The 25,735-nt window shown below is 73.7% G+C and carries 24 protein-coding genes; 16 read left to right on the forward strand and 8 right to left on the reverse strand.

All coding sequences use genetic code 11. The annotated features are described in order from the left end of the window. The first annotated feature begins 12 nt into the window (after nt 1-12). The 7 genes from whiA (at nt 13) to ACI78V_RS16875 (ending at nt 6,837) form a co-directional block, all read left to right on the forward strand. The gene (gene whiA, locus ACI78V_RS16845) at nt 13-993 is read left to right on the forward strand and encodes a DNA-binding protein WhiA (protein ID WP_456852755.1); all 981 of its coding nucleotides are present in this window, start codon (nt 13-15) and stop codon (nt 991-993) included. A 187-nt stretch (nt 994-1,180) separates the two neighbouring features. Then, nucleotides 1,181-2,185 carry a type I glyceraldehyde-3-phosphate dehydrogenase gene (gap, locus tag ACI78V_RS16850; protein ID WP_456852757.1) on the forward strand — a complete coding sequence of 335 codons (1,005 nt, stop codon included), beginning with the start codon at nt 1,181-1,183 and terminating at the stop codon, nt 2,183-2,185. Next, on the forward strand, nt 2,185-3,378 hold the full coding sequence (locus ACI78V_RS16855; RefSeq protein WP_456852759.1) for a phosphoglycerate kinase: 1,194 nt from the start codon (nt 2,185-2,187) through the stop codon (nt 3,376-3,378). The genes gap and ACI78V_RS16855 overlap by 1 nt, the downstream gene beginning before the upstream one ends. A 10-nt stretch (nt 3,379-3,388) precedes the next feature. Then, nucleotides 3,389-4,198 carry a triose-phosphate isomerase gene (gene tpiA, locus ACI78V_RS16860; RefSeq protein WP_456852761.1) on the forward strand — a complete coding sequence of 270 codons (810 nt, stop codon included), beginning with the start codon at nt 3,389-3,391 and terminating at the stop codon, nt 4,196-4,198. Nucleotides 4,199-4,227: 29 nt separating this feature from the next. Beyond that, the gene (locus ACI78V_RS16865; protein WP_456852763.1) at nt 4,228-6,018 is read left to right on the forward strand and encodes an ABC transporter substrate-binding protein; all 1,791 of its coding nucleotides are present in this window, start codon (nt 4,228-4,230) and stop codon (nt 6,016-6,018) included. A gap of 70 nt (nt 6,019-6,088) precedes the next feature. Then, nucleotides 6,089-6,322 (forward strand): preprotein translocase subunit SecG, encoded by a 234-nt coding sequence (gene secG, locus ACI78V_RS16870; RefSeq protein WP_456852765.1) that lies wholly within the window; start codon nt 6,089-6,091, stop codon nt 6,320-6,322. Nucleotides 6,323-6,495: 173 nt separating this feature from the next. Continuing rightward, a complete protein-coding gene (locus ACI78V_RS16875) occupies nt 6,496-6,837 on the forward strand; it encodes an RNA polymerase-binding protein RbpA (RefSeq protein ID WP_456852767.1) in 342 nt (113 codons plus the stop codon). Nucleotides 6,838-6,944: 107 nt separating this feature from the next. Here the strand turns inward: ACI78V_RS16875 and ACI78V_RS16880 are convergent, their stop codons facing one another. From ACI78V_RS16880 to tkt, 7 genes are all read right to left on the reverse strand, one after another. Beyond that, complete coding sequence (locus tag ACI78V_RS16880) at nt 6,945-7,115, reverse strand: hypothetical protein (RefSeq protein WP_456852769.1); 171 nt, start codon at nt 7,113-7,115, stop codon at nt 6,945-6,947. Between the two features lie 171 nt (nt 7,116-7,286). Next, entirely contained in the window at nt 7,287-8,102 is an 816-nt protein-coding gene (gene pgl, locus ACI78V_RS16885; protein ID WP_456852771.1) for a 6-phosphogluconolactonase, read from the reverse strand. Further along, nucleotides 8,099-9,193 (reverse strand): glucose-6-phosphate dehydrogenase assembly protein OpcA, encoded by a 1,095-nt coding sequence (locus ACI78V_RS16890; protein WP_456852773.1) that lies wholly within the window; start codon nt 9,191-9,193, stop codon nt 8,099-8,101. Before ACI78V_RS16890 ends, pgl begins: the two co-directional genes overlap by 4 nt. Nucleotides 9,194-9,233: 40 nt before the next feature. Beyond that, nucleotides 9,234-10,751 (reverse strand): glucose-6-phosphate dehydrogenase, encoded by a 1,518-nt coding sequence (gene zwf / locus ACI78V_RS16895; RefSeq protein WP_456852775.1) that lies wholly within the window; start codon nt 10,749-10,751, stop codon nt 9,234-9,236. 122 nt (nt 10,752-10,873) lie between these two features. Next, nucleotides 10,874-12,472, reverse strand: a complete 1,599-nt coding sequence (locus ACI78V_RS16900) for a glucose-6-phosphate isomerase (RefSeq protein WP_456852777.1) — start codon at nt 12,470-12,472, stop codon at nt 10,874-10,876. Then, on the reverse strand, nt 12,469-13,569 hold the full coding sequence (gene tal / locus ACI78V_RS16905; RefSeq protein ID WP_456852779.1) for a transaldolase: 1,101 nt from the start codon (nt 13,567-13,569) through the stop codon (nt 12,469-12,471). The genes ACI78V_RS16900 and tal overlap by 4 nt, the downstream gene beginning before the upstream one ends. A gap of 116 nt (nt 13,570-13,685) precedes the next feature. Beyond that, entirely contained in the window at nt 13,686-15,899 is a 2,214-nt protein-coding gene (tkt, locus tag ACI78V_RS16910) for a transketolase (RefSeq protein ID WP_456852781.1), read from the reverse strand. 343 nt (nt 15,900-16,242) lie between these two features. Between tkt and ACI78V_RS16915 the strand changes: the two genes are divergently transcribed. After that, entirely contained in the window at nt 16,243-17,163 is a 921-nt protein-coding gene (locus ACI78V_RS16915) for a heme o synthase (protein ID WP_456852783.1), read from the forward strand. 199 nt (nt 17,164-17,362) lie between these two features. On the opposite strand, the gene ACI78V_RS16920 is transcribed toward ACI78V_RS16915, so the two are convergent. Beyond that, the gene (locus tag ACI78V_RS16920) at nt 17,363-18,274 is read right to left on the reverse strand and encodes a COX15/CtaA family protein (protein WP_456852785.1); all 912 of its coding nucleotides are present in this window, start codon (nt 18,272-18,274) and stop codon (nt 17,363-17,365) included. A 276-nt stretch (nt 18,275-18,550) separates the two neighbouring features. Between ACI78V_RS16920 and ACI78V_RS16925 the strand changes: the two genes are divergently transcribed. The 8 genes from ACI78V_RS16925 to ACI78V_RS16960 are packed head-to-tail and all read left to right on the forward strand — an operon-like array spanning nt 18,551 to nt 25,613. After that, complete coding sequence (locus ACI78V_RS16925; protein ID WP_456852787.1) at nt 18,551-19,495, forward strand: helix-turn-helix transcriptional regulator; 945 nt, start codon at nt 18,551-18,553, stop codon at nt 19,493-19,495. Continuing rightward, complete coding sequence (gene sufB, locus ACI78V_RS16930) at nt 19,492-20,934, forward strand: Fe-S cluster assembly protein SufB (protein ID WP_456852789.1); 1,443 nt, start codon at nt 19,492-19,494, stop codon at nt 20,932-20,934. Before ACI78V_RS16925 ends, sufB begins: the two co-directional genes overlap by 4 nt. Beyond that, nucleotides 20,934-22,259 carry a Fe-S cluster assembly protein SufD gene (gene sufD / locus ACI78V_RS16935; RefSeq protein ID WP_456852791.1) on the forward strand — a complete coding sequence of 442 codons (1,326 nt, stop codon included), beginning with the start codon at nt 20,934-20,936 and terminating at the stop codon, nt 22,257-22,259. Before sufB ends, sufD begins: the two co-directional genes overlap by 1 nt. Beyond that, nucleotides 22,256-22,600 carry a non-heme iron oxygenase ferredoxin subunit gene (locus ACI78V_RS16940; RefSeq protein ID WP_456852793.1) on the forward strand — a complete coding sequence of 115 codons (345 nt, stop codon included), beginning with the start codon at nt 22,256-22,258 and terminating at the stop codon, nt 22,598-22,600. Before sufD ends, ACI78V_RS16940 begins: the two co-directional genes overlap by 4 nt. Before the next feature lie 16 nt (nt 22,601-22,616). Next, nucleotides 22,617-23,420, forward strand: a complete 804-nt coding sequence (gene sufC, locus ACI78V_RS16945) for a Fe-S cluster assembly ATPase SufC (protein WP_456852795.1) — start codon at nt 22,617-22,619, stop codon at nt 23,418-23,420. Further along, nucleotides 23,417-24,748, forward strand: a complete 1,332-nt coding sequence (locus ACI78V_RS16950) for a cysteine desulfurase (RefSeq protein WP_456852797.1) — start codon at nt 23,417-23,419, stop codon at nt 24,746-24,748. Before sufC ends, ACI78V_RS16950 begins: the two co-directional genes overlap by 4 nt. Next, nucleotides 24,748-25,230, forward strand: a complete 483-nt coding sequence (sufU, locus tag ACI78V_RS16955) for a Fe-S cluster assembly sulfur transfer protein SufU (protein WP_456852799.1) — start codon at nt 24,748-24,750, stop codon at nt 25,228-25,230. The genes ACI78V_RS16950 and sufU overlap by 1 nt, the downstream gene beginning before the upstream one ends. Continuing rightward, on the forward strand, nt 25,227-25,613 hold the full coding sequence (locus ACI78V_RS16960) for a metal-sulfur cluster assembly factor (RefSeq protein ID WP_456852801.1): 387 nt from the start codon (nt 25,227-25,229) through the stop codon (nt 25,611-25,613). The genes sufU and ACI78V_RS16960 overlap by 4 nt, the downstream gene beginning before the upstream one ends. The last annotated feature ends 122 nt before the right edge of the window (nt 25,614-25,735 follow it).

Below are 25,735 nucleotides of genomic sequence, written 5' to 3' on the forward strand. Positions count from 1 at the left end.
GGGGTGGATGGCATGGCGATGACCGCCATGGTCAAGGACGAGCTGTCTCGGGTGGAGTGCACCAAGACCTCCGAGCGCAAGGCGGAGGTCACGGCGCTGCTGCGCTTCAGCGGCGGCCTGCACATCGTCGGTGGCCGCGTGGTCATCGAGGCCGAGCTCGACACCGGCTCGGTGGCCCGTCGGCTGCGCCGCGACATCAGCGAGGTCTACGGCTACACCAGCGGGGTGAGCGTGCTCGCGGGCGGCAACATCCGCCGCGGCGTGCGCTACCTCGTCCGCATCGCCAAGCACGGCGAGGGCCTCGCCCGCCAGACCGGGCTGGTCGACCAGCGCGGGCGCCCGGTGCGCGGGCTGCCGCCGTCGGTCGTCTCCGGCGGGATCAACGACGCCGAGGCCGCCTGGCGCGGGGCCTTCCTCGCCCACGGGTCGCTGACCGAGCCCGGTCGCTCGTCCTCCCTGGAGGTCACCTGCCCCGGGCCCGAGGCCGCCATGGCCCTGGTCGGGGCGGCCCGGCGGCTGGGCATCGCCGCCAAGGCGCGCGAGGTGCGCGGCGCCGACCGGGTCGTCGTCCGCGACGGCGACGCGATCAGCGCGCTGCTGACCCGCATGGGCGCCCACGACGCCGTGCTGGCCTGGGAGGAGCGGCGGATGCGCCGCGAGGTCCGGGCGACGGCCAACCGGCTGGCCAACTTCGACGACGCCAACCTGCGCCGGTCGGCGCGGGCGGCGGTGGCCGCCAGTGCACGGGTCGAGCGGGCGCTGGAGATCCTCGACGGCGACGCCCCCGAGCACCTGCTGGTCGCCGGTCGGCTGCGCCTGGAGTTCGGCCAGGCCTCGCTGGAGGAGCTCGGCCAGCGGGCCGACCCGCCGATGACCAAGGACGCCGTCGCCGGCCGGATCCGGCGGCTGCTGGCGATGGCCGACAAGCGGGCCAAGGACCTCGGCATCCCCGACACCGAGTCGGTGGTCACCGAGGACATGCTCGCGCAGTAGACGGACCCTCCCTGCCCCCTGCCGCTCGCACGCTCGCGGCGGGACACCGCAGGGCCGTCGACGCGGCCCGGGCCGCCTTCCCGGGCGGCCCGGGCCGCGTCGTCCCGCGCCCGATAGGGTCGTCGCCGGATCGCGGCCGCGCACCCGCGTGGCCCCCGACAGACAGCGTCGACATCGGAGGTCTGCAGTGACCGTGCGGGTGGGCATCAACGGATTCGGCCGGATCGGGCGCAACTTCTGGCGCGCCGCCGCTGCCAGCGGCCAGGACATCGAGATCGTGGCGGTGAACGACCTCACCAGCCCCGAGGTCCTGGCGCACCTGCTCAAGTACGACAGCGTGCTCGGCAAGCTCTCCGAGGACGTCGCCGCCGACGGCGAGGGCATCAAGGTCGGTGGGAACACCATCAAGGTGCTCTCCGAGCGCGACCCGGCCGACCTCCCCTGGGGCGACCTGGGCGTCGACGTCGTCGTCGAGTCCACCGGCTTCTTCACCAAGGCCGCCGACGCGCGCAAGCACGTCGACGCCGGCGGCGCCAAGAAGGTCATCATCTCCGCGCCCGCCACCGACGACGACATCACGATCGTCATGGGCGTCAACGACGGCCTGTACGACGGTTCGCAGACGATCATCAGCAACGCGTCCTGCACGACCAACTGCCTCGCCCCGCTGGCCAAGGTCCTCAACGACGCGTTCGGCATCGAGCGTGGCCTCATGACCACCATCCACGCCTACACCGCCGACCAGAACCTGCAGGACGGCCCGCACAAGGACCTCCGCCGCGCCCGCGCGGCCGCGCTGAACATGGTCCCGACCTCGACCGGTGCGGCCAAGGCGATCGGCCTGGTGCTCCCGGAGCTCAAGGGCAAGCTCGACGGCTACGCCATCCGCGTACCCGTGCCCACCGGCTCGGCCACCGACCTCACCGTGCAGGTGACCCGCGAGGCCTCCGCCGAGGAGATCGACGCCGCCTACCGCGAGGCCGCCGCCGGCCCGCTGGGCAAGTACCTCAGCTACACCGACGCGCCGATCGTGTCCTCCGACATCGTCACCGACCCGTCGTCGTGCATCTACGACGCCAAGCTGACCAAGGTCTTCGGCCCGATGGTCAAGGTGCTCGGCTGGTACGACAACGAGTGGGGCTACTCCAACCGGCTCGTCGACCTCACCTCGCTGGTGGGCAAGTCCCTCTGATGCGGTCCCTCGACGACCTCCTCGCCGAGGGCGTCTCGGGTCGGCGCGTGCTCGTGCGCGCCGACCTGAACGTCCCCCTCGACAAGGGCACCCGGGCCATCACCGACGACGGGCGCATCCGGGCCAGCCTGCCCACCCTGCAGGCGCTCCGGGACGCCGGCGCCCGCGTGCTCGTGGCCGCCCACCTCGGCCGTCCCAAGGGCGCGCCCGACCCGCAGTACTCGCTGGCCCCGGTCGCCGAGCGGCTCGGCGAGCTCCTCGGTGTCGGGGTGCCGCTGGCGGCGGACGTGGCCGGCGACGACGCGCAGGCGAAGGCCGCCGCGCTCGGCGACGGCGACGTCCTGCTGCTGGAGAACGTGCGGTTCGAGGCGGCCGAGACGTCGAAGGACGACGCCGAGCGGGGTGTGCTGGCCGACCGGCTGGCGGCCCTGGCCGACGTCTACGTCGACGACGCGTTCGGCGCGGTGCACCGCAAGCACGCGTCGGTGTTCGACGTCGCGCAGCGGCTGCCGCACGTGGCCGGCCGCTTGGTCGCGCAGGAGCTCGACGTCCTCACCCGGCTGACGCAGGACCCGCAGCGGCCCTACGTCGTCGTCCTCGGCGGCTCCAAGGTGAGCGACAAGCTGGCCGTCATCGAGGCGCTGCTGCCCAAGGTGGACCGGCTGCTGGTCGGCGGCGGGATGTGCTTCACCTTCCTCGCCGCCCTGGGCCACGGCGTGGGCACGTCCCTGCTGGAGGGCGACCAGGTCGACACCTGCCGCCGGCTGCTGGCCGAGGCGGGGGACCGGATCGTGCTGCCGGTCGACGTGGTCTGCGCGCCGGAGTTCAGCGCGGAGGCCGAGACGACCGTCGTCCCCGTCGAGGCGATCCCCGACGGGCAGATGGGACTGGACGTCGGCCCTCGCACGGTGGAGGCGTTCGGCCGGGAGCTGGGCGGGGCCCGCACCGTGTTCTGGAACGGCCCGATGGGCGTGTTCGAGCTGGCGCCCTTCCAGGAGGGCACCCGCGGCGTGGCGCAGGCCGTGGCCGCCGTCGACGGGCTGTCCGTCGTCGGCGGCGGCGACTCCGCCGCCGCGGTGCGCCAGCTCGGCCTCGACGAGGCCGCCTACGGGCACATCAGCACCGGCGGCGGGGCGTCGCTGGAGTACCTCGAGGGCCGGGAGCTGCCGGGCCTCGCGGTGCTGGCCGACTGAGGGGACGGGCATGGCACGCAGAGGCACCCCGGGGCGCCGCGAGGGGCGTCGTCCGCTCATCGCGGGCAACTGGAAGATGCACATGACCCACCTCGAGGCGATCGGGCTGGTGCAGAAGCTCGCCTTCTCCCTCAAGGAGCCCGAGCTCGAGGCCGCCGAGGTCGTCGTCCTGCCGCCGTTCACCGCGCTGCGCAGCGTGCAGACCCTGGTGACCGGCGACAAGCTGGAGGTCGGGTACGGCGCGCAGGACCTCTCGGTCCACGACTCCGGCGCGTACACCGGCGAGGTCAGCGGCGCGATGCTCGCCGCGCTGGCCTGCCAGTACGTCGTCGTCGGTCACTCCGAGCGGCGCGCGCTGCACGGCGAGGACGACGCGGTCGTGGCCGGCAAGGTGCGCAGCAGCCTGCGGCACGGACTGGTCCCGATCCTCTGCGTGGGGGAGGGGCTCGACGTCCGCCGGGCCGGGCAGCACGTCGCGCACTGCACCGCGCAGCTCGACGCCGCGCTGGAGGGGCTGACCGCCGACCAGGTGCAGGGCATCGTGATCGCCTACGAGCCGGTGTGGGCGATCGGCACCGGGGAGGTCGCCACGCCCGAGGACGCACAGGAGGTGTGCGGTGCCTTGCGGTCACGGCTCGCCGAGCGTTTCGGCCCGGAGACCGCCGCCGTCGTCCGTATCCTCTACGGCGGGTCGGTGAAGGCCGCGAACACGGCCGGGATCCTGGCCGGGCCGGACGTCGACGGCGCGCTCGTCGGCGGCGCCAGCCTGGACGCCGACGAGTTCGTGCAGATCTGTCGGACAGCCGCCGACGGCAGCTGACCGCCGCCGGCCCCAGGGGGAGCGGGTAGGTGGAGAGCACGCAGGAGCGGACGGCGGGGCGGGTCCCGGCGTGGGTCCGTGGCACGCGCGGCCGCGTCCTCGGGATCGCCGTCGCCGTCGTCCTCGTGGTCGTGGCAGCCGTGAGCTGGAGCGGCCGCGGGGACGACGGCACGGGCGTGCCCGTGCTGGGCGGCGGCCCGGACGCCGGGCTCAGCGGCGTCCGGGCGCCGTCCGAGGCGACCGGCGGGACGCTGCGCGTGGTGGCCGGCGAGGTCGACAGCCTGGACCCGCAGCGCTCGTACCTGCCCGGGGTCTGGAACCTGATGCGGCTCTACGCCCGCACGCTGGTGACGTACTCGACCGAGCCGGGCGCGACCGACCGGCTGGTGCCCGACCTGGCCACGGACCTCGGGACCACCCCCGACGGCGGGACGACGTGGACGTTCACCCTCCGCGAGGGCGCGAGGTTCGAGAACGGCCGGGCGATCACCTCCCGTGACGTCAAGTACGGCATCGAGCGGTCCTTCGCCTCCGACGTCGTCGTCGGCGGCCCCACCCACGTCGTGGAGCTGCTGGACGACCCGGCCGACCCCTACGCCGGCCCCTACCAGGACGAGACGCCCGACAAGCTGGGGCTGGCGGCGATCGAGACCCCTGACGACCGCACGATCACCTTCCGGCTGCGCACCGCCGAGCCGGACTTCCCGTACGTCATGGCGCTCCCGTCGAGCAGCCCCGTGCCGGCCGAGAACGACACCGCAGCCGAGTACGGCCGCGACCCGGTCTCCTCGGGGCCCTACGCGGTCACCTCCGTCGACGCCGTCACCGGGATCGTGCTGGACCGCAACCCGCAGTGGGACCCCGCCACCGACGACGTCCGGACCGCGCTGCCCGACCGGGTCCTGGTCCGGACCGGGCTGACCGGCGTGGAGCGCGACCAGGCGCTGCTGGCCGGCTCGGCCGACGTGGACGTCTCCGGGACCGGCGTCCAGGCGGCGACGACGGCCCGGCTGGCCGAGGGGGCCGGCGGGGACGTCCCGGTGGGCGACCGGGTCGACGAGGTGACCAGCGGCGTGGTCCGGCTGCTCGCACTGCCGACCGACGTCGCGCCCCTGGACGACCCGCGGTGCCGGGCCGCGGTCGTGGCGGCCGTGGACCGCCGGGCGGTGCAGGAGGAGCTCGGCGGGTCGGTCAACGCCGTGCGGACCTCGCAGCTGTGGCCGCGGGGGTTGGCCGGTGGCCCGGAGGAGCCCGATCCGGAGCCGGACCTCCGCGCCGCGCGCGAGCACCTGGGTGCCTGCGGCCGGCCCGACGGCTTCAGCACCGTGCTGGCCGTGCCCGACGCCGCGACCAGCGTGGCCGTCGCCGAGGAGGTCGCCGCCCAGCTCGGCGAGATCGGCGTCCGGGTGGAGGTCCGGCCGCTGGCCGCGCCGGGCTTCTACGCCACCGACGTCGGCAACCCCGACAACGTCGCGGCCAACGGGTTCGGCATCGTGCTGGCCACCTGGACCGCCGACTTCCCGACCCCGGGCTCGTTCCTGGTGCCGCTGGTGGACGGCCGCTCGGTCAGCCCGGTGGGCAACACCAACTTCGCCCGGCTCGACGCCGCCGAGGTGAACGGGCTGATCGACGCGGCCCGTACCGCCGGGGAGGGCGCGCGCCACGCCTGGCGGGAGGTCGCGACCGCCGCCGCGGCGACCGGCGCGTACGTGCCGCTCGCGGAGTCGCGGGTGCAGCTGCTCGCCGGGCAGCGGCTGCGCAACGGCGTGGTCATGGCCGCCTACACCGGCTACGACCTCGCGACCGCCGGCGTGCGCTGACCCGGGCCGGCTCGACCGCGCACCGGCCGCGTCGGCCGGAGGTGCACGGCCGGTCGGTTACCCTCGGGACATGATCGAGCTGGTCCTCAACCTCCTGCTGGTGCTCACCAGCGTGCTCCTCGTGGTGCTGATCCTCCTGCACCGCGGCAAGGGCGGGGGCCTGTCCTCGATGTTCGGCGGCGCGGTCTCCTCCCAGCTGTCCGGTTCCTCCGTGGTCGAGAAGAACCTCAACCGGCTCACCGTCTTCACCGGACTGATCTGGACCGTCTGCGTCGTCGGGCTGGGGATCCTGCTCAAGGTCTGACGGGGGACGCCCTGCCGCCCGGCGCTCGCACGCCCGCGACGGGGTCCTGGGGGGGCCGGAGACCCGGAACAGGCCGGTTCCGCGGAGAACGTGACCGAAATCGCGACGTCTTGCCCATAGACTGCCCGCGCGGCAGAGGCCGCCGCAGACCGCTGGGAACACAGGGGGCACTCGTGGCTGGTGGGAACGCGATCCGGGGCACTCGGGTCGGTGCAGGGCCGATGGGCGAGGCCGAGCGCGGTGAGGCCGCACCGCGGCACCGGGTGGCCTACTGGTGTACGCAGGGACACGAGACCCGCGTCGCGTTCGCGTTCGACGCCGAGGTGCCGGAGCTGTGGGACTGCCCCCGGTGCGGCCTCCCCGCCGGGCAGGACCAGGCCGCTCCGCCGCCGGCGCCCCGCACCGAGCCCTACAAGACCCACCTGGCCTACGTGCGGGAGCGGCGCAGTGACGCCGACGGCGACGCCCTGCTCGAGGAGGCGCTCGCCAAGCTCCGCGCCCGCCGCGGCGCCTGACGGAGGCCCCGTCTCCCCTCAGCGCTCGCGGTGAGCTCCTGGAGGGGGCCATCGGCTCCCGACCCGGCGCGCCGGCCACGAGGCCGGAGCGCCGGGTCGCGTCGTGCTCAATCCCGGGCCGGGCGGGGGAGCGGCACCGGGGTGTAGGCGACCCAGGCGGCCTGCTCGTGGTCCCAGTAGCAGCCGCCGTGCCGGAGCACCGGTTCCGCGGTCGACCGCGGTAGGGGGAACACGGCGTCGGGGACGGGACGCGGGACGGTCGTGGCGGGACGGGTCATGGGGCTCTCCGCGCAGGGTGGACGGGAGCGGCGGGGGCGGCGCCGTCAGGGAGTCGCACCCTGTGCTCGGGCACGCCAGGCAGTGTGCGCGCACCCGGCCGCCGTGGCCAGACCGTCGCCGCCTCGGACCCCACCGCGTCGAGCGTCGGTCGCCCCGGCGCACACGGAGGACTACCGCGTGGCGTCGAGTTCCCCGGCCGCGGCGGCGTCGAGGAGCCACCGGGTGGCCCGCCGGCCGTGCACCCCGGCGGCCGGGAGCTGCTGGGGCTCGGCGCCGGACCGCAGGGCCGCGGCGACCGCGGGGGCCTTGGCCTCGCCGGAGACCAGCAGCCAGACCTCCTCGGCGGAGTTGATGGCGGAGAAGCCCAGGCTGACCCGCGTGGGCGGCGGTTTCGGGCAGTCGCGGACCGCGACCACGAGCCGGTCGTCGGAGGCGGCCGGTGACCCGGGGAAGATCGAGGCCACGTGCCCCTCGGGGCCCATGCCGAGCAGCAGCAGGTCGAAACGGGGGAGCTCCTGACCCTCCGGCGCGGCCGCGGCCAACTGCTCGGCGTACGAGGCAGCGGCCTGCTCCGGCTCGTCGAACCCGGCGTCCGAGGCGGGCATCGCGTGCACGCGCTCGGCCGGGACGCCGACGGCGTCGAGCAGGGCCCGGCGGGCGCCGGTCTCGTTGCGCTCCTCGCTCCCGGCGGGGACGAACCGCTCGTCGCCCCACCAGACGTCCACCGCCGTCCAGTCGACCCGCTCGCGCTCCGGCTCGACGGCCAGGGCGGCGACCCGCTCGAGGACGGCGGTGCCGATGCCGCCGCCGGTGAGGACGACCGACGCGGTGTCGTGCACCGCCTGGGCAGCGGCCAGCCGGGCCACCAGGGCGGAGGCGACGGCGCGGGCGAGCCGCTCCTCGTCCGGTTCGACCACCACGTCGGGCACCGGGCGGTCGGCGTCGGACGGGTCGTCGGCGACCCGGTCACCGGGCGGCAGGGTCACCGGGTCGCCCCCTCGCTGTCGTGCGTGCCCTGCTGGGCGGCGTCGTCGGTGTCCTGCGAAGGCGGCGGCACCGTCGGCAGCGGGTCGCCGTCGCCCGCGACCTCGGCGGGGTCGAACCACACGTGCTCGCGCACGGGGGAGCGTTCGGTCAGGCCCTGCACGCCGGTCGCGGCCTCCAGGGCCTCGGCGAACGGCTCGTCGGGGTCCAGCCGGCGCAGCTCCTCGCCGACGAGGTCGCCGAGCTGACGGTCGGGCAACGCCACGGTCGCCTCCGGCCGGTACGGCTGGGAGATGAGCGCACCGCCGCGGCGGTCCGCGGTGACCCGCACCTCCTCGTCCTGGTCCAGCTCCAGGACGACGGAGGAGACGCCGCTCGGGCCGGGGCGCCGGTCGCCCTCGGTCACGGTGATGTCGCACCCGCACCGGGCGCGCAGCCACCCGGCCAGCAGCTGCGCGGTCGCGTGCCCGGGCTGGCCCTCGACCCGGCCCCCGCGGATCCGGACGACGTCGCCCCGGCGCCCGGACACCGAGTCCACCGTCGAGGTGAGCGTCGCCCGCCACGGCGTGCTGCGGGTCCAGGCCAGGTCGGTGTCGCCGGGGGCGTAGTCCGCCGCGCGGGTCCGCAGCGCCGCCAGCTGGTCGTCGGCCAGCGAGCTGTCGGTGATCCGCCGGTCGGCGATGACGGCGAGCGCATCGGTCGCCAGCCGTTCCGGTGGCGTGCCGTGCCACCAGGTGACCACCGGCGCGTCGGCGGCCAGCAGGGGCAGCACCACCGACTCGGCGTGCAGCCCGAGCCGGCCGTACATCCGCATGACCACCGCCTCACCGGGGCCGAGACGACCGCCGATGAGCACCTCCGCGTCCAGTCGGGGCGCCGGCGCGTCGATCTGGCGGCGGACGACGATGAGCAGCCGGCAGGGGTGCTGCTCGGCGGCTGCGGTCGCGGCCTCCTCGGCCTCGGCGACCCGCCCCTCGTCGGCCACGACCACCAGGGTCAGGGCGACGCCGGAGAGCACGGCGCCGCCGGTGCGCCGCTGCGCGGCCAGCTCCTTGACCACCGCGGAGCCGGTGGTGTCCCACAGCGTGGTCATGGGGTCTCCTCCAGTGCGGTGGCTGTAACGGGGGCGCGCCTCACGGACGCCGCCACCGGCGTCCCTCGGCGGCGAGCATCTCGTCGGCCGCCCGCGGACCCCACTCGCCGGCCCGGTAGGGGTGCGGCGTCGTCCCGGCCCAGAACTCCTCGAGCGGGTCGATGACCGCCCACGACGCCTCGACCTCGGCGTTGCGCGGGAAGAGCGTGGCGTCGCCCAGCAGGACGTCGAGCAGCAGCCGCTCGTAGGCCTCGGGGCTGGCCTCGGTGAACTGCTCCCCGTAGAGGAAGTCCATCGACACGTCACGGACCTCCATGACGCTGCCGGGCACCTTCGACCCGAACTTGAGGGTGACCCCCTCGTCCGGCTGCACCCGCACGACCAGCTGGTTGTTGCCCAGCTCCTCGGTGTCGGTGGCGGCGAAGGGCAGGTGCGGCGCCTGCTTGAACACCAGCGCGATCTCGGTGACCCGGCGCGGCAGGCGCTTGCCGGTACGGAGGTAGAACGGCACCCCGGCCCAGCGGCGGGTCTCGACGCCCAGGCGGACCGCGGCGTAGGTCTCGGTGGTCGACCCGGGGTCGACGCCCTCCTCCTGCCGGTAGCCGTTCGCCCGCTGACCGGCCAGCCAACCCTGCTCGTACTGCCCGCGGACGGCGAAGGTGCCGAGGTCCTCCGGCAGCGAGATGGCCCGCAGCACCTTGAGCTTCTCGGTGCGGATCTCCTCGGCGGAGAACTCGACCGGCTCCTCCATCGCGGTGAGCGCCAGCAACTGCAGCAGGTGGTTCTGCAGCACGTCCCGGGCGGCGCCGGTCTCCTCGTAGAACCCGGCCCGCCCGCCGATGCCGACGTCCTCGGCCATCGTGATCTGCACCGAGTCGACGTGGTGGCCGTTCCAGACCGGCTCGAACAGGGTGTTGGCGAACCGCAGCGCCATCAGGTTCTGGACGGTCTCCTTGCCCAGGTAGTGGTCGATGCGGAACACGTCGTCGGCGCTGAACACCGAGTCGACCAGCGCGTTGAGCTCCAGACTGGAGGCCAGGTCGGTGCCGAACGGCTTCTCCACCACGACCCGCCGCCAGCGGTCGGCGGTGCTGTCGGCCATGCCGGTGCGCTGCATCTGCTTGAGCACGATGGGGAACATCGCCGGGGGGATGGACAGGTAGAACGCCGCGTTCCCGCCGATGCCGTGGGTGCCCTCCAGTTCACCGAGGGTCGCCGCGAGCTGGTCGAAGGCGTTGTCGTCGTCGAAGGAGCCCTGCACGAACCGGACGCTGCCGGCCAGCCGCTCCCAGACCTCCTCCCGCCACGGGGTGCGGGCGGCCTTGCGGGCGGCGTCGCGGGCCAGCTCCGCGAAGTCCTCGTCACCCCAGTCCCGGCGGGCGAAGCCCAGCAGGGCGAAGTTGGTCGGCAGCAGGCCTCGGTTGGCCAGGTCGTAGACCGCCGGCAGCAGCTTCTTGCGGGCCAGGTCGCCGGTGATGCCGAAGACCACCAGCGCGCACGGCTCGGGCACACGGGGCAGCCGCCGGTCCCGCGGGTCCCGTAGCGGGTTGGAGATCATCGTCCGTCCTCGAGGTCGGAGTGCGGGCCCGCCGGCCGGCGCGGCGGTGGACCGCCCGGCGGGGTGGAACGGGGGTGCGGCCGTGGACCACGCCCTGTCGACCCGATCCTGGCCGACACCGGTCAGCGCAGCGCGTCGAGCAGTTGCCCGACGCCGGCGGCCCGGTCGGTCAGGTGCAGGCGGAGCAGGGGACGGCCACGGTCGGCCAGGGCCTGGCGGTCGCCGGCGGCCTGGGCCGCCTGCAGGGTGCCGAAGGTGTACGGCCGGTCGGGCACCGGCAGGTCGACGTCCACGGCGCCGGTGAGCTGGAGGAACGCCCCCGTCTGCGGCCCGCCCTTGTGGTACTGGCCGGTGGAGTGCAGGAACCGTGGGCCCCAGCCGAAGGTGACCGCGTGGCGGGTGCGGGTGGCCAGCGCTGCGCGCAGCTCCGCGGCGCGGGCGTCGCGCTCGCGGTCCAGGTAGGCCATCACGGCGAGGTAGCCGCGCGGCGGGACGGCGGCCATCAGCGCGTCGAGCGCCAGGCGGACGCCGTCGTGCTGGCTCAGGTCGACCTGGTCGAGGACGTCGCCGCCGGCGTACAGCTCGACCGCGCCGATGGTGGCCAGCGGCTTCTCGTCGGGCAGCCCGGCGGCCAGGAGCCGCTGGGTGTTCTCCTTGCTCTCGGTGACGTTCGGCTGGTCGAACGGGTTGATGCCGAGCAGGTGACCGGCCACCGCCGTCGCGTACTCCCAGCCCAGGAACTGGGCGCCGAGCGGGCCGGTGACGCCGACCGAGGGGCCCGGGGCGACCGGCTCACCGCCGACGACGGCGAGCAGGGTGTCCCGGTCCGAGGCGCCCGGCGCGTCGGGGGACTCCAGCACCACGGGCAGCAGGCCACGTCCCTGCTTGCCCGTGGACTCGGCGATCAGTTGCTCGGCCCAGTCCCCGAAGCCGGTGGGGACCGGGCCGCTCTCGGCCAGGGCGACCTTGTCCCGGCCGGTGCGGAAGCCCGCGCCCAGTGCCACCCCGAGCTCCAGGGCGGGGTTGCCGGGCTCGGCCAGGTGCTCGGCCAGCCCGGCGGCGTCCTCCAGCAGCGCCGCGACGTCGGCGCCGGCCAGCGCCGCGGGGACCAGGCCGAAGGCCGACAGGGCGCTGTAGCGCCCGCCCACGGTGGGGTCGGCGAGGAACACCGCGCGGGCACCCATCGCCGCCGCCGTCTCCGCCAGCGGGGAGCCGGGGTCGGTGACGACGACGAACCGCGCCCCGATCTGCTGCTCGTCCAGCCCGGCCGCGGCGAAGGCGTCCACGAACGCGCGGCGGTGGCTGTCGGTCTCCACCGTGCCGCCGGACTTGGAGCTGACCACCACGAGCGTGCGGTCCAGGTCGGTCAGCGCCGCGGTCACCTGGCCGGGGTCGGTGGTGTCCAGGACGACCAGTGGGGCGCCGGCGGTCCGGCAGACCACCTCGGGGGCGAGCGAGGAGCCGCCCATGCCGCACAGCACGACCCGGTCCAGGCCCTCGGCCTGCACCTCGGCGCGCAGTGCGGCCAGCCGCGGGACCAGCTCCCGCGACGTGGCCGGCAGGTCGAGCCACCCCAGCCGGACCGACGCCTCGGTCTCGGCCTCGGGACCCCACAGGGTGGGGTCCTTGCGCACCAGCCGGTCGGCGACGTCGTCGTCGGCCAGCTGGGTGCGGACGGCCTGCGGGACGTCGAGTCCGGCGCAGGAGAAGCGCAAGGTCACGCCTTGTCCTGGAGCTGGGTGCGTACCGACTCGGTGAGCTCGTCCCAGGAGTCGACGAACTTCTGCACGCCCTCCTCCTCCAGCACCCGGAAGACGTCGTCGAGGTCGACCCCGGCGTCGCTGATGGACTGCATGACCGAGGCGGCCTCGTCGTAGGTCTTCTGCACCGGGGTGCCGGGGCTGCCGTGGTCGGCGTAGGCCATCAGGGTCTTCTCCGGCATGGTGTTGACCGTGCCGGGGGCGATGAGCTCGCTGACGTAGAGGGTGTCGGGGTAGTCGGGGTTCTTGACCCCCGTGGACGCCCACAGCGGCCGCTGCGGCCGGGCGCCCCGGGCCTCGAGGGCCTTCCAGCGGTCGGAGGAGAAGACCTCCTCGTAGGCCTGGTAGGCCAGCTGGGCGTTGGCCAGGGCCGCCTTGCCCTTCAGCGCGGGGTCGGCGCCGGCCGCGTCCAGCCGCTTGTCGATCTCGGAGTCCACGCGGGACACGAAGAACGAGGCGACCGACGCGATGCCGTCGAGAGATCCGCCCTCGGCCACCCGCTTCTCCAGGCCGGACAGGTAGGCGTCCATGACCGCCCGGTAGCGCTCCAGGCTGAAGATGAGGGTGACGTTGACACTGATCCCGCGGGAGATCGACGTCGTGATCGCCGGCAGGCCGGCCTCGGTCGCCGGGATCTTGATGTACAGGTTCGTCCGGTCCACCAGCCACCACAGGTGCGCCGCCTCGGCGGCCGTGGCGTCGGTGTCGTGCGCGAGCCCGGGGGCGACCTCCAGGGACACCCGCCCGTCGCCGGGCTGCCGCTCGGCGACCGGGGCCAGCAGGTCGCACGCGTCGCGCACGTCGGAGGCGGTGATCGTGCGCAGCGCCTCCTCCACGCTCACCCTGCGGACGGCGAGGGCGTGCAGCTGGTCGTCGTAGGACTCCGACCCGCTGATCGCCGCCGCGAAGATCGTCGGGTTCGTGGTGACACCCACGACGGAGTGCTCGTCGACCAGCGACTGCAGGTTGCCGGTGCGGATGCGGTCGCGGGACAGGTCGTCGAGCCAGACGGCGACCCCGGCCCCCGACAGCTCGGCCAGCTTCTCGTTCTGTGCCATGGTCTCTTGCCCTTCTCGGTTGGGTGATCGTGTGGCCCCGTCCGAGGCCCACCGCGGGGTGCGCGAGCGGTGCGGAGGAGGGAGTCCTCCGACGAGTCGTGGGGCGGTGGCCTCGCTCAGCGGTCGCCGGTGGGGTGCGGCAGGCCGCCGGTGGCCGGGACCGGACCGGCCGGGACGCCCGCGCCCGACCGTGCGTCCTCGATGCTCTCGCGCGCGGCGGCCACGACGGCCTCGTCGGTGAGGCCGAACTCCTCGTAGAGGACGCTGTAGGCGGCGCTGGCCCCGTAGTGGGTGAGGCCGACGATCCGGCCGGCGTCGCCGACGAACTCACGCCAGCCCATGGGCACGCCTGCCTCGACGCTGACCCGGGCGCGCACCGACGGCGGGAGCACCTCGTCCTTGTAGGCCTGCTCCTGGTCGGCGAACCACTCGACGCAGGGGACCGACACGACCCGTGTCGGCACGCCCTCGGCCTCCAGCCGCTCCCGCGCGGCCACCGCGATCTGCACCTCGGAGCCGGTGCCGAGCAGGATCACCTCGGGTTCGCCGTTCGAGGCCTCGGCCAGCACGTACGCGCCCCGGGCGACACCGTCGGCCGACGCGAACTGCCCCCGGTCGAAGACCGGCAGGTTCTGCCGCGACAGCAGGATCCCGGCGGGCCGGTCGTTGTTCTCCAGGATCGTCCGCCATGCCACCGACACCTCGTTGGCGTCGGCCGGCCGGACGACGTCCAGGCCCGGGATGGCGCGCAGCGCGGCGAAGTGCTCGATCGGCTGGTGGGTCGGGCCGTCCTCGCCCAGGCCGATCGAGTCGTGCGTCCACACGTAGGTGACCGGCAGCTGCATGAGCGCGGCCAGCCGCACCGCCCCGCGCATGTAGTCGGAGAAGGTGAGGAACGTGCCGCCGTAGACGCGGGTGCCGCCGTGCAGCGCGATGCCGTTCATGATCGCGCCCATGGCGTGCTCGCGGACGCCGAAGTGGAGCGTGCGGCCGTACGGGCCACCCGACCACATCTTCGTCTGCCGGTCCGAGGGCAGGAACGACGGTTCGCCCTTGACGGCGGTGTTGTTGCTCTCGGCCAGGTCGGCCGACCCGCCCCACAGCTCCGGCAGGACCGGGTAGAGCGCGGCGAGCACCTCACCGGAGGCCTTGCGGGTGGCCACGCCCTTGGCGTCGGCGTCCCAGGTCGGCAGGTGCCCGGCGAAACCCTCCGGCAGCGTCCGGGTGGTCATGCGATCGAGCAGCGCCGCGGCCTCGCCGTTGGCCTGCTGCCACTCCTGGAAGCGCCGCTGCCACTCGGCGTGGTCCTCCGCGCCCTTCTCGACGACCGATCGGGCGTGGGCCAGCACCTCGTCGGCCACCTCGAAGGTGCGCTCGGGGTCGAAGCCGAGGATCTCCTTGGTGGCCCGCACCTCGTCCTCGCCGAGCGCGGAGCCGTGCGCGGCGCCGGTGTTCTGCTTGTTCGGCGCGGGCCAGGCGATGATCGTCCGCAGCACGATGATCGAGGGGCGGGTGGTCTCGGCCTTGGCGGCGGCGAAGGCCGCGTCCACCGCGGCGAGGTCCTCGCCGTCGTCCACGTGCTGGACGTGCCAGCCGTAGGCCTCGTACCGCTTGCCGACGTCCTCGGTGAAGGCGACGTTCGTGTCGTCCTCGATCGAGATCCGGTTGTCGTCGTAGACGAGCACCAGGTTGCCGAGCTTCTGCGTGCCGGCCAGCGAGGACGCCTCGCCGCTGACGCCCTCCTCCAGGTCGCCGTCGGAGGCGAAGACCCAGATGGTGTGGTCGAACAGGCTCTGGCCCTCGGGGGCGTCGGGGTCGAGCAGCCCGCGCTCGCGCCGCGACGCCATCGCCATGCCGACCGCGTTGGCCACGCCCTGGCCCAGCGGCCCGGTCGTCGTCTCCACGCCGGGGGTGTGGTTGACCTCGGGGTGACCAGGCGTCTTCGAACCCCACGTGCGCAGCGCCTGCAGGTCCTCCAGCTCCAGGCCGTAGCCGGAGAGGTAGAGCTGGATGTAGAGGGTCAGGCTCGAGTGGCCCATCGAGAGGACGAAGCGGTCCCGGGCCACCCACTGCGGGTCCCTCGGGTCGTGCCGCAGCCACTTGTGGAACAGCAGGTAGGCGGTCGGCGCCATGCTCATCGCCGTCCCGGGGTGGCCGTTGCCGACCTTCTGGACGGCGTCCATCGCGAGCACCCGGGCGGTGTCGATGACCCGCCGGTCGAGCTCACCGAAGCCCTCGGGCAGGGTGGGGGAGGGCTGGCTCGGGTTGCCGGTCGGTGCGTCGGTCGCCGCCTCGGCCGGAGCCTCGGACGCGGTGCTTCTGGTTCCCATCTTGCGGGTGCTCCCTCGGGGTCGGCCTGTGCGGGACCGCCCGGGACGACCGGTGGAGACCAACCGACCGCGGGCGGACGACGGTGCGCGGCTCCAGCGACCGGCCGTCGCGCGTGCCCGCAGCCCGTCGCGCCGGACCTGGACGCACCGTCGTCGTCGACGTCGGCCCTACCCGCTGCATGCGCAGCACCAACGTGACGAGACCCTAGTCATGCCCGCCCGTGGCGGCGGCGGGCGCGGGCTACAGTTGGTCCGTTCTCCCGTCCCCTCTCGGAAGGGACCTCGTGCTGTCCAGGTGCCCGGTGGTGCCCTGCCCGTGTGCCTGCGCACCCGAGGCCTCGCGGTGACCGCGCTGTCGGAGCGCCCGGCCCTGCAGGCCCGTCGCCTCTCCTCCACCGTGCGCGCCTACGTGGCGCTGACCAAGCCGCGGATCATCGAGCTGCTGCTGGTCACCACGCTGCCGGCGATGATGCTGGCCTCCGGGGGCTGGCCGTCCTGGCGCCTGCTGATCGCCACGATGGTCGGCGGCACCCTCGCCGCCGGTGCGGCCAACGTCTTCAACTGCTGGTACGACCGCGACATCGACCGGCTCATGCACCGCACCGAGCGCCGGCCGCTGCCGATGGGCGAGGTCAGCCCACGCGCGGCCCTGGTGTTCGGGCTGGTGCTCACCGTGGTGTCGGTCGGTCTGCTGGCCGCGACCACCACGGTGCTCGCAGCGGTCCTGGCCCTCGCCGCGATCGTGTACTACGCGGTCCTCTACACGATGGTGTTCAAGCGGTACACCCGCCGCAGCACCGAGTTCGGCGGGGTCCCCGGAGCGGCACCGGTGCTCATCGGCTGGGCCGCGGTGACCGGCTCGCTGGCCTGGCCCGCGGTCGTCTTCTTCGGCGTCGTCTTCTGCTGGCAGATGCCGCACTTCTGGGCGCTGGCCATGCGGTTCCGCGCCGACTACGCCCGCGCCGACGTGCCGATGCTGCCGGTGGTGGCCTCCGCGGTGTCGGTGGGCCGGCAGACCGTCGTCTGGACCTGGCTGACCGTCGCCGTCTCGCTGCTGCTGTGGCCGGTGGCCGACGGGTTCGGCATCGGCTGGATCTACACCGCCGCCGCGGCCGCCCTGGGCCTGTGGTTCGCCGTCGAGGCGCACCGGCTGCTCCGGCGCATCCGCTCCGGCGCGGAGACCAAGCCGATGCAGCTGTTCCACATCTCGATCACGTACATGACCCTGCTGTCGGTCGCGATCATCGTCGACGTCCTCGTCTGAGCGGTGCACCCCGTCGGCCTGCCGGCCGACACCGCGGCCACGTGCCGTCCCCGTACCAGGCGGAGCCCGCACGCCCGTCCACGCTCGGGGGCCCGTGACACTGCCGTCGTCCGGACGGCACCGCGGCCAGGTCCCGTCCCCGGTCCGGGCCGGGCCCCGGACTCGCGCGGTGTCCCCGGCCTCGGGGGAGCCGCGCCGGTCAGCGGGTGGCGGCGGCCGGGACCGAGGGGGCGCCCAGCGGCAGCTCGGGCGCCGGCCCGCGCACCGACCACACCAGGCGGGCGGTGAACGCCGTCACCAGCACCGCGCCCAGCATGTGCAGCAGCACCAGGGTGATCGGCAGCTCGGTGAAGTACTGCACGTAGCCCACGACACCCTGGAGGAGCTGGACGACGAGCAGGTCGCGGGCGGCCCGCTCGACGCGGCCGGGGGAGTCCGTGGCGTGCAGCGCGACCAGCAGTGCGATGGTCAGGCCGAGCAGCAGGAAGACCGAGTCGGCGTGCAGCTGGCTGACCAGCTCGGGGTCGAAGCCGGTGCGGCCGGCGCCGGGGTCGCCGCTGTGCGGGCCACTGCCGGTCACCACCGTGCCCAGCACCAGGACGGCGGCGGTGGCCACGCCGATCCCGGTCACCAGCAGCGCGAACGGACGGCGGACCAGCAGCCGGCCGACCCCCGGCTCCCGCGAACGCAGCCACAGCACGGTCGTCACCGCGACCAGGACCGACGACACCAGGAAGTGGGCGGCCACCGTCCACGGGTTCAGCCCGGTGAGCACGGTGACGCCGCCGAGCAGCGCCTGCGCCGGGATGCCCAGGAACGCCAGGACGGCGAGACCACGCAGGTCGCGTCGGGCGGAGCGGAACACGGCCACGACGGTGGCGATCGCCACGGCCGCCAGCACGAAGGTCAGCAGCCGGTTGCCGAACTCGATGGCGCCGTGTCCGGCGAGCTCCGGCGTCGCCACGAAGCTCTCGTCGGTGCACCGCGGCCAGGTGGGGCACCCCAGGCCGGAACCGGTGAGCCGGACGGCTCCGCCGGTGACGACGATCGCGCCGTTGGCGACGGCGTTGGCCAGGGCGAACCGCGAGACGACGGCAGGGGAGACCGGCACGGACCGATGCTAGGCGGTCGCGGCCTGCGGTCCGGACCCTCCGGGAGGTGATCCCGGGCGCCGGCGCGTGGACGGACGGCACGGGGCCGGGGCCCGGCGCCTCGGAGGGCACCGTCGTCGACGAGCCCGCCGGCGCCGCGTCGTCCACGACCGGATGAGGCCTTGGTCACAGCCGGACGCGGGACCACGGTGCCGGCCACGGCCGGGGGTCCCGGGGCGCAAGGGACTTAGGTCCGCCTTGCTTGCGGTCGTCCGGAAATAGGTAACACTCGTGTTGTGGAAAGCGACCACGTGCAGGTGGGCACCGGAACGGTGCCACCGCCCCGACCGTCGGCCGGCGCCGACGACGGGCGCACGCGGCACCGCGTCACCGAGCTCCTCCTGGAGCACGGGCCGCAGACCGCGACCGAACTGGCCGCCCGGCTGGGTGTCTCGCCGACCGCCGTCCGCCGGCACCTCGACGCGCTGGTCGCGACCGGTCGGGTCGAGGAGCGGCTGGGTGGCGGCACGGCCCGCCGCGGCCGCGGCCGGCCGGCACGGCTGTTCCACCTCACCGACGCCGGGCGCTCCGGCTTCCCGCACGCGTACGACGACCTGGCGCTGACCGCACTGCGGTACGTGGCCGCCTCCGGCGGTCCCGACGCCGTCCGCGCGGTCGCCGAGGCCCAGCTCTCCCGGCTCGAGGAGCGCTGCTCCACGGCCGTCGAGCAGGCCGCCGCGAGCGGCACCGTCGACCGGGCGCAGGTGCTTGCGGCGGCCCTGACGGCTGAGGGCTACGCTGCGTCGGCCTCGGCGATCTCCAGCGGCGGGCAGCTCTGCCAGCACCACTGCCCGGTGGCGCACGTGGCGGCGGAGTTCCCGCAGCTGTGCGAGGCCGAGACGGCGGTGATCGGCCGGCTGGTGGGTACCCACGTCCAGCGGCTGGCCACGATCGCGCACGGCGACGGCGTCTGCACCACCCACATCCCGGGGCCGGTCCGGGCGGGTGCAGGCCCGTGGCCCCGAAGGGGACCCCGTGCCCCTCACCCCTCGCGCGCTGAGGGCGGGCCTCCGTACGAGGCCGAGGACGGGGTCCTTGCTCACAACCGCGCGGGGAACAGATCGGCCCCCGCGCGCCCTGTACCAGGTGAGCGGGGAGCGCAGCCGACGACGGCGACCACGCGCACCGCACCGTCCACCAGCTCCACCCACACGTTCGACCGGGAGAGGACGCCCGTATGACCAGCACCCAGCAGCCGGTGACCAGCGCGCCGCTGACGCAGGACGAGCAGATCGAGCAGCTCGGCCGCTACCAGTACGGCTGGGCTGACGCCGACGTCGCCGGTGCCTCCGCGCGACGGGGTCTGTCCGAGGACGTCGTCCGGGACATCTCCCGCCGCAAGAACGAGCCCGAGTGGATGCTCGAGCGCCGCCTGAAGGCCCTCAAGCTGTTCGACCGGAAGCCGATGCCCGACTGGGGCTCGGACCTGTCCGGGATCGACTTCCAGAACATCAAGTACTTCGTGCGCTCCACCGAGGCCCAGGCGACCTCGTGGGAGGAGCTGCCCGAGGACATCAAGAACACCTACGACAGGCTGGGCATCCCGGAGGCCGAGAAGCAGCGGCTGGTCGCCGGTGTCGCCGCCCAGTACGAGTCCGAGGTCGTCTACCACAAGATCCGTGAGGACCTCGAGGAGCAGGGTGTCGTCTTCCTCGACACCGACACCGCGCTCAAGGAGCACGAGGACCTCTTCAAGGAGTACTTCGGCTCGGTCATCCCGTCGGGCGACAACAAGTTCGCCGCGCTGAACACCGCGGTGTGGTCGGGTGGCTCGTTCATCTACGTGCCGAAGGGCGTGCACGTCGAGATCCCGCTGCAGGCCTACTTCCGGATCAACACCGAGAACATGGGCCAGTTCGAGCGGACGCTGATCATCGTCGACGAGGGCGCCTACGTGCACTACGTCGAGGGCTGCACCGCGCCGATCTACAAGTCGGACTCGCTGCACTCCGCGGTCGTCGAGATCATCGTCAGGAAGAACGCGCGCTGCCGGTACACGACCATCCAGAACTGGTCGAACAACGTCTACAACCTGGTCACCAAGCGGGCCATCGCCCACGAGGGCGCGACCATGGAGTGGGTCGACGGCAACCTCGGGTCCAAGGTGACCATGAAGTACCCCGCGGTCTGGATGACCGGCGAGCACGCGAAGGGCGAGGTGCTCTCCATCGCCTTCGCGGGCGAGGGCCAGCACCAGGACGCCGGCGCGAAGATGGTGCACGCCGCCCCGAACACCTCCTCGACCATCGTGTCGAAGTCGGTGGCCCGCGGCGGCGGCCGCACCTCCTACCGCGGCCTGGTCCAGATCGACGAGGGCGCCCACGGCTCGCGGTCGACGGTGAAGTGCGACGCGCTGCTGGTCGACACCATCAGCCGCTCGGACACCTACCCCTACGTCGACGTCCGCGAGGACGACGTCGCCATGGGGCACGAGGCGACCGTCTCCCGCGTCAGCGAGGACCAGCTCTTCTACCTGATGAGCCGCGGCATGTCCGAGGACGAGGCGATGGCGATGGTGGTCCGCGGCTTCGTGGAGCCGATCGCCCGCGAGCTCCCCATGGAGTACGCCCTCGAGCTCAACCGCCTGATCGAACTGCAGATGGAAGGTGCCGTCGGCTGATGCCGGACCAGAACACCCCCAGCACCACCGAGGACGTCGCGGTCGCGCCGGCCACCCTCGCCGGCGAGCTCTTCGCCCCCGGCGTGGGTGCGCAGGCCGGCCCGCCGACCACCCCCGCCTCGGAGACCGCCACCGCGGGCCGCGCCACCCCCGGTGCGCACTCGCACGGCGGCCCGGTGCCGACCGGCTCCCCGGCCGAGCGGTTCACCTCCACCGACCCCGACGCCTTCGGTGAGCCCACGGGCCGCGAGGAGGACTGGCGCTTCACCCCGATGCGCCGGATCCGCCCGCTGCTGCAGGGCGCCCCGTCGGAGGCCCACCTCCAGTGGGACACCGACCTGCCCGAGGGCGTCGAGCTGACCGGCGTCGACGCCGACGACCCCCTGCTCAAGGGGCTGCCCGAGCCGGTCGACCGGCTCGCCGCGCTCACCCGCCAGCGCAGCGGCGGCGCCGCCGTCGTCCGTGTGCCGGCCGAGGCCCGCCTGGACCGCCCGGTCACCCTGCGGCTGTCGGGCACCGGCTCCGACGAGGTCGTCTGGGGCCAGCTGGTCGTCGAGGTCGGCGCCTTCGCCGAGGCGACCGTCGTCCTCGACCACAGCGGCCTGGCGAGGTACTCCGGTGGCGTCGCCGTCCTCGTCGGGGACGGCGCGCAGGTCACCGTGGTCTCGGTGCAGGACTGGGCCCCCGGCGCCGTGCACGGTGGCCAGTTCGACGCCGTCGTCGGCCGCGACGCCACGGTCAAGCAGGTCGTGGTGACCCTCGGCGGCGACCTCGTCCGCCTGGTGAGCAACGTGCAGTACGCCGGCCCCGGCGGGACGGCGGAGCTGTTCGGCGTCTACTTCGCCGACGAGACCCAGCACCAGGAGCACCGGCTGTGGGTCGACCACGCCGTGCCCAACTGCACCAGCAACGTGCTCTACAAGGGCGCGCTGCAGGGCGAGAAGGCGCACACGGTGTGGGTCGGCGACGTCCGGATCCGCCCGGCGGCCACCGGCACCGACACCTACGAGCTCAACCGCAACCTGGTGCTCACCGACGGCGCCCGCGCCGACTCGGTGCCGAACCTGGAGATCGAGACCGGCGAGATCGTCGGCGCCGGCCACGCCAGCGCCACCGGCCGGTTCGACGACGAGCAGCTGTTCTACCTCTGCTCGCGCGGCATCGACGCCGAGACGGCCCGGCGGCTGGTCGTGCGCGGCTTCTTCGCCGACGTCGTCCAGCACATCGGCCTGCCCGAGCTGCAGGACCGCCTGATGGGCTCGATCGAGGCCCGCCTCGGCGCGCTGCCCGGCCTGGACGAGCAGCCGGTGGAGGTCGGGGCGTGAGCTTCGAGCGGGTCTGCGCGCTGTCGGAGGTCCCCGAGAACGGCTCCCTCCGGGTCGAGCTCGCGGACGTCGACGTCGCCCTGGTCCGGTTCGAGGGGGAGGTCTACGCGATCGAGGACCTCTGCTCGCACGCCGAGGTCCCGCTGTCCGAGGGCGACGTCGAGGAGCTCGACGGCGCCCCGACCATCGAGTGCTACCTGCACGGGTCGTGCTTCGACCTGCGCACCGGCGAGCCCACCAACCTGCCGGCCACCGAGCCGGTGCCCGTCTACCCGGTCCGGGTCGACGGCGACGACGTCCTGGTCGACGTCGACGCCTCCGTCCCCGCGGCCCGCAACTGAGGAGCGAGAAGAACAAGTGTCCGTGCTGGAGATCCGCGACCTGCACGTCACCGTGGGGGAGGGCGACGACACCAAGGAGATCCTCCGCGGTGTCGACCTGACCGTCCGCTCCGGTGAGACCCACGCGATCATGGGCCCCAACGGGTCGGGCAAGTCGACCCTGGCCTACTCGATCGCCGGTCACCCCAAGTACACGATCACCGGCGGCACGGTGACCCTCGACGGCGAGGACGTCCTCGCGATGAGCGTCGACGAGCGCGCCCGCGCCGGCCTGTTCCTCGCCATGCAGTACCCGGTCGAGGTCCCCGGCGTCTCGGTGTCGAACTTCCTGCGCACCGCCGCGACCGCGGTCCAGGGCGAGGCGCCGAAGCTGCGCACCTGGGTCAAGGACGTCAAGAACGAGATGGCGGCCCTGGAGATGGACCCGGCGTTCGCCGAGCGCAACGTCAACGAGGGCTTCTCCGGCGGTGAGAAGAAGCGCCACGAGATCCTGCAGATGCGGCTGCTCAAGCCGAAGATCGCCGTCCTCGACGAGACCGACTCCGGCCTGGACGTCGACGCGCTGCGGGTCGTCTCCGAGGGCGTCAACCGCACCCGCGCCGAGGGCGAGGTCGGCGTCCTGCTGATCACCCACTACACGCGCATCCTGCGCTACATCAAGCCCGACTTCGTGCACGTCTTCGTCGCCGGCAAGATCGTCGAGGAGGGCGGCCCGGAGCTGGCGGAGAAGCTGGAGAACGAGGGCTACGCCGCCTACGTCAAGGACTCCAACGAGCAGGCCAGCGCCGAGAAGGCGACCGCGGAGGTCCTCCAGTCATGACCCAGACCGTCTCGCGTCCCGATGCCGGGGCGCAGAAGGCGCCCCTGCCTCTGGACGTCGAGGCGATCCGGGCGGACTTCCCGATCCTGTCGCGCACCGTCCGCGACGGGAAGCGGCTGGTCTACCTGGACTCCGGGGCCACCTCGCAGAAGCCGCGCAGCGTCCTGGACGCCGAGCGCGACTTCTACGAGACCTGCAACGCGGCCCCGCACCGGGGCGCGCACCAGCTGGCCGAGGAGGCGACCGGCCGCTACGAGGCGGCCCGCGCCACGATCGGGGCCTTCGTCGGCGCCCCGGCCGAGGAGATCGTCTTCACCCGCAACACCACCGAGGCGATCAACCTGGTGGCCTACGCGCTGTCCAACGCGGCCACCGCGAAGGAGGAGCAGTTCCGCCGGTACGCCGTCGGTCAGGGCGACGAGATCGTGGTGACCGAGATGGAGCACCACGCCAACCTGGTGCCGTGGCAGCAGCTGTGCGAGCGCACCGGCGCCACGCTCCGCTGGCTCGGTCTCACCGACGACGGCCGGCTGGACCTCTCCGACCTCGGCACCGTGGTCAACGAGCGGACCAAGCTGGTCGCGGTCACCCAGCAGTCCAACATCCTGGGCACGATCAACCCGCTCGGTGAGATCGTCGCCCGCGCCCACGAGGTCGGCGCGCTGGTCCTGGTCGACGGCGCGCAGTCGGTGCCGCACCAGCCGGTCGACGTCACCGCTCTGGGCGCGGACTTCCTGGTCTTCTCCGGTCACAAGATGCTGGGCCCCACCGGGGTCGGGGTCCTGTGGGGCCGCTACGAGGTGCTCGACGCGCTGCCGCCGTTCCTCACCGGTGGCTCGATGATCGAGGTCGTGCGCATGGAGGGCAGCACCTTCATGCCCCCGCCGCAGCGCTTCGAGGCCGGCGTGCCCATGACCGCGCAGGTGATCGGGCTGGCCGCGGCCGTGGAGTACCTGCAGGCGCTGGGCATGGAGAACGTGCAGGCCCACGAGGAGGCGCTGACCGCCTACGCGCTGGCGGCGCTGGCCGAGATCCCCGGCGTCACCGTGATCGGCCCGCCCGACACCGTGGCCCGCGGCGGCGCCATCTCCTTCACCGTCGACGGGGTCCACCCGCACGACGTCGGGCAGGTCCTCGACGACCTCGGCGTCGAGGTCCGGGTGGGCCACCACTGCGCCTGGCCGGTGGTGCGGCGCTACGGCGTCCCCGCCACGACGCGGGCGACGTTCTACGTGCACACCGGGTACGACGACATCGACGCCCTGGCCGACGCCGTCCGGAAGGCCCAGGAGTTCTTCGGCGTCGCTCAGACGGGGGTTGGTGCCTGATGCAGTTGGAGTCGATGTACCAGGAGATCATCCTGGACCACTACCGGAACCCGCACGGCCGCGGTCTGCGCGAGCCGTTCGAGGCCGAGGTGCACCACGTCAACCCGACCTGCGGTGACGAGGTGACCCTGCGGGTGCACCTCGACGGCGACCGGCTCGCCGACGTCTCCTACGAGGGCATGGGCTGCTCGATCAGCCAGGCGTCGGTGTCGGCCATGTACGACCTGGTCATCGGGAAGACCGTGACCGAGGCGCTCGGGACCGGCGAGCACTTCATGACGCTGATGCAGAGCAAGGGCGACGCGGCGGTGGCCGAGAAGCTCGAGGACGAGCTGGAGGACGCCGTGGCGTTCGCCGGGGTGTCGAAGTACCCCGCGCGCATCAAGTGCGCGCTGATGAGCTGGATGGCGCTCAAGGACGCCAGCGCGCGGGCCCTGTCCGTCGCCCACCCCACCACCCCGACAGGAGGGCAGGACGCATGAGCGAGACGACCGAGAACACCGCCGCCGACGCGACGCCGGCGGAGCTGCCGCCGTACAAGTCGGCCCTGATCGAGGACGTCGAGGAGGCCATGCGCGACGTCGTCGACCCCGAGCTGGGGGTCAACGTCGTCGACCTGGGCCTCGTCTACGGCATCGACGTCGACGAGTCCAACGTGGCCGTCATCGACATGACGCTGACCTCGGCGGCCTGCCCGCTGACCGACGTCATCGAGGACCAGGCCCGCCAGGCGCTGACCGGCGGTCCCGGGCCCGGGCTGGTCGACGACATCCGGATCAACTGGGTCTGGATGCCGCCGTGGGGCCCCGACAAGATCACCGACGACGGCCGCGAGCAGCTGCGGGCCCTCGGCTTCCGCGTCTGACGGAAGGCCCTGCTGCCGGGGCCCACGCCTCGCGAGCTCGGCGCGGGCCCCCGCAGCAGGGCCCGCTCCGGTACCTCGCCTCGACCGTGGCGCCGCGACCCCGCCCTGCGCGGCCGGGGTCG

Source organism: Geodermatophilus sp. SYSU D00742 (assembly GCF_054049935.1).

Excerpts from the sequence above, each read along its gene's own strand:
- sufU (WP_456852799.1), top strand. The coding sequence starts at position 24,748 with ATGCAGTTGGAGTCGATGTACCAGGAGATCATCCTGGACCACTACCGG.
- ACI78V_RS16890 (WP_456852773.1), bottom strand. The coding sequence starts at position 9,193 with ATGACCACGCTGTGGGACACCACCGGCTCCGCGGTGGTCAAGGAGCTG.
- ACI78V_RS16950 (WP_456852797.1), top strand. The coding sequence starts at position 23,417 with ATGACCCAGACCGTCTCGCGTCCCGATGCCGGGGCGCAGAAGGCGCCC.
- whiA (WP_456852755.1), top strand. The coding sequence starts at position 13 with ATGGCGATGACCGCCATGGTCAAGGACGAGCTGTCTCGGGTGGAGTGC.
- sufD (WP_456852791.1), top strand. The coding sequence starts at position 20,934 with ATGCCGGACCAGAACACCCCCAGCACCACCGAGGACGTCGCGGTCGCG.
- secG (WP_456852765.1), top strand. The coding sequence starts at position 6,089 with ATGATCGAGCTGGTCCTCAACCTCCTGCTGGTGCTCACCAGCGTGCTC.
- sufB (WP_456852789.1), top strand. The coding sequence starts at position 19,492 with ATGACCAGCACCCAGCAGCCGGTGACCAGCGCGCCGCTGACGCAGGAC.
- tal (WP_456852779.1), bottom strand. The coding sequence starts at position 13,569 with ATGGCACAGAACGAGAAGCTGGCCGAGCTGTCGGGGGCCGGGGTCGCC.
- ACI78V_RS16880 (WP_456852769.1), bottom strand. The coding sequence starts at position 7,115 with ATGACCCGTCCCGCCACGACCGTCCCGCGTCCCGTCCCCGACGCCGTG.
- tkt (WP_456852781.1), bottom strand. The coding sequence starts at position 15,899 with ATGGGAACCAGAAGCACCGCGTCCGAGGCTCCGGCCGAGGCGGCGACC.
- tpiA (WP_456852761.1), top strand. The coding sequence starts at position 3,389 with ATGGCACGCAGAGGCACCCCGGGGCGCCGCGAGGGGCGTCGTCCGCTC.
- ACI78V_RS16855 (WP_456852759.1), top strand. The coding sequence starts at position 2,185 with ATGCGGTCCCTCGACGACCTCCTCGCCGAGGGCGTCTCGGGTCGGCGC.
- zwf (WP_456852775.1), bottom strand. The coding sequence starts at position 10,751 with ATGATCTCCAACCCGCTACGGGACCCGCGGGACCGGCGGCTGCCCCGT.
- ACI78V_RS16960 (WP_456852801.1), top strand. The coding sequence starts at position 25,227 with ATGAGCGAGACGACCGAGAACACCGCCGCCGACGCGACGCCGGCGGAG.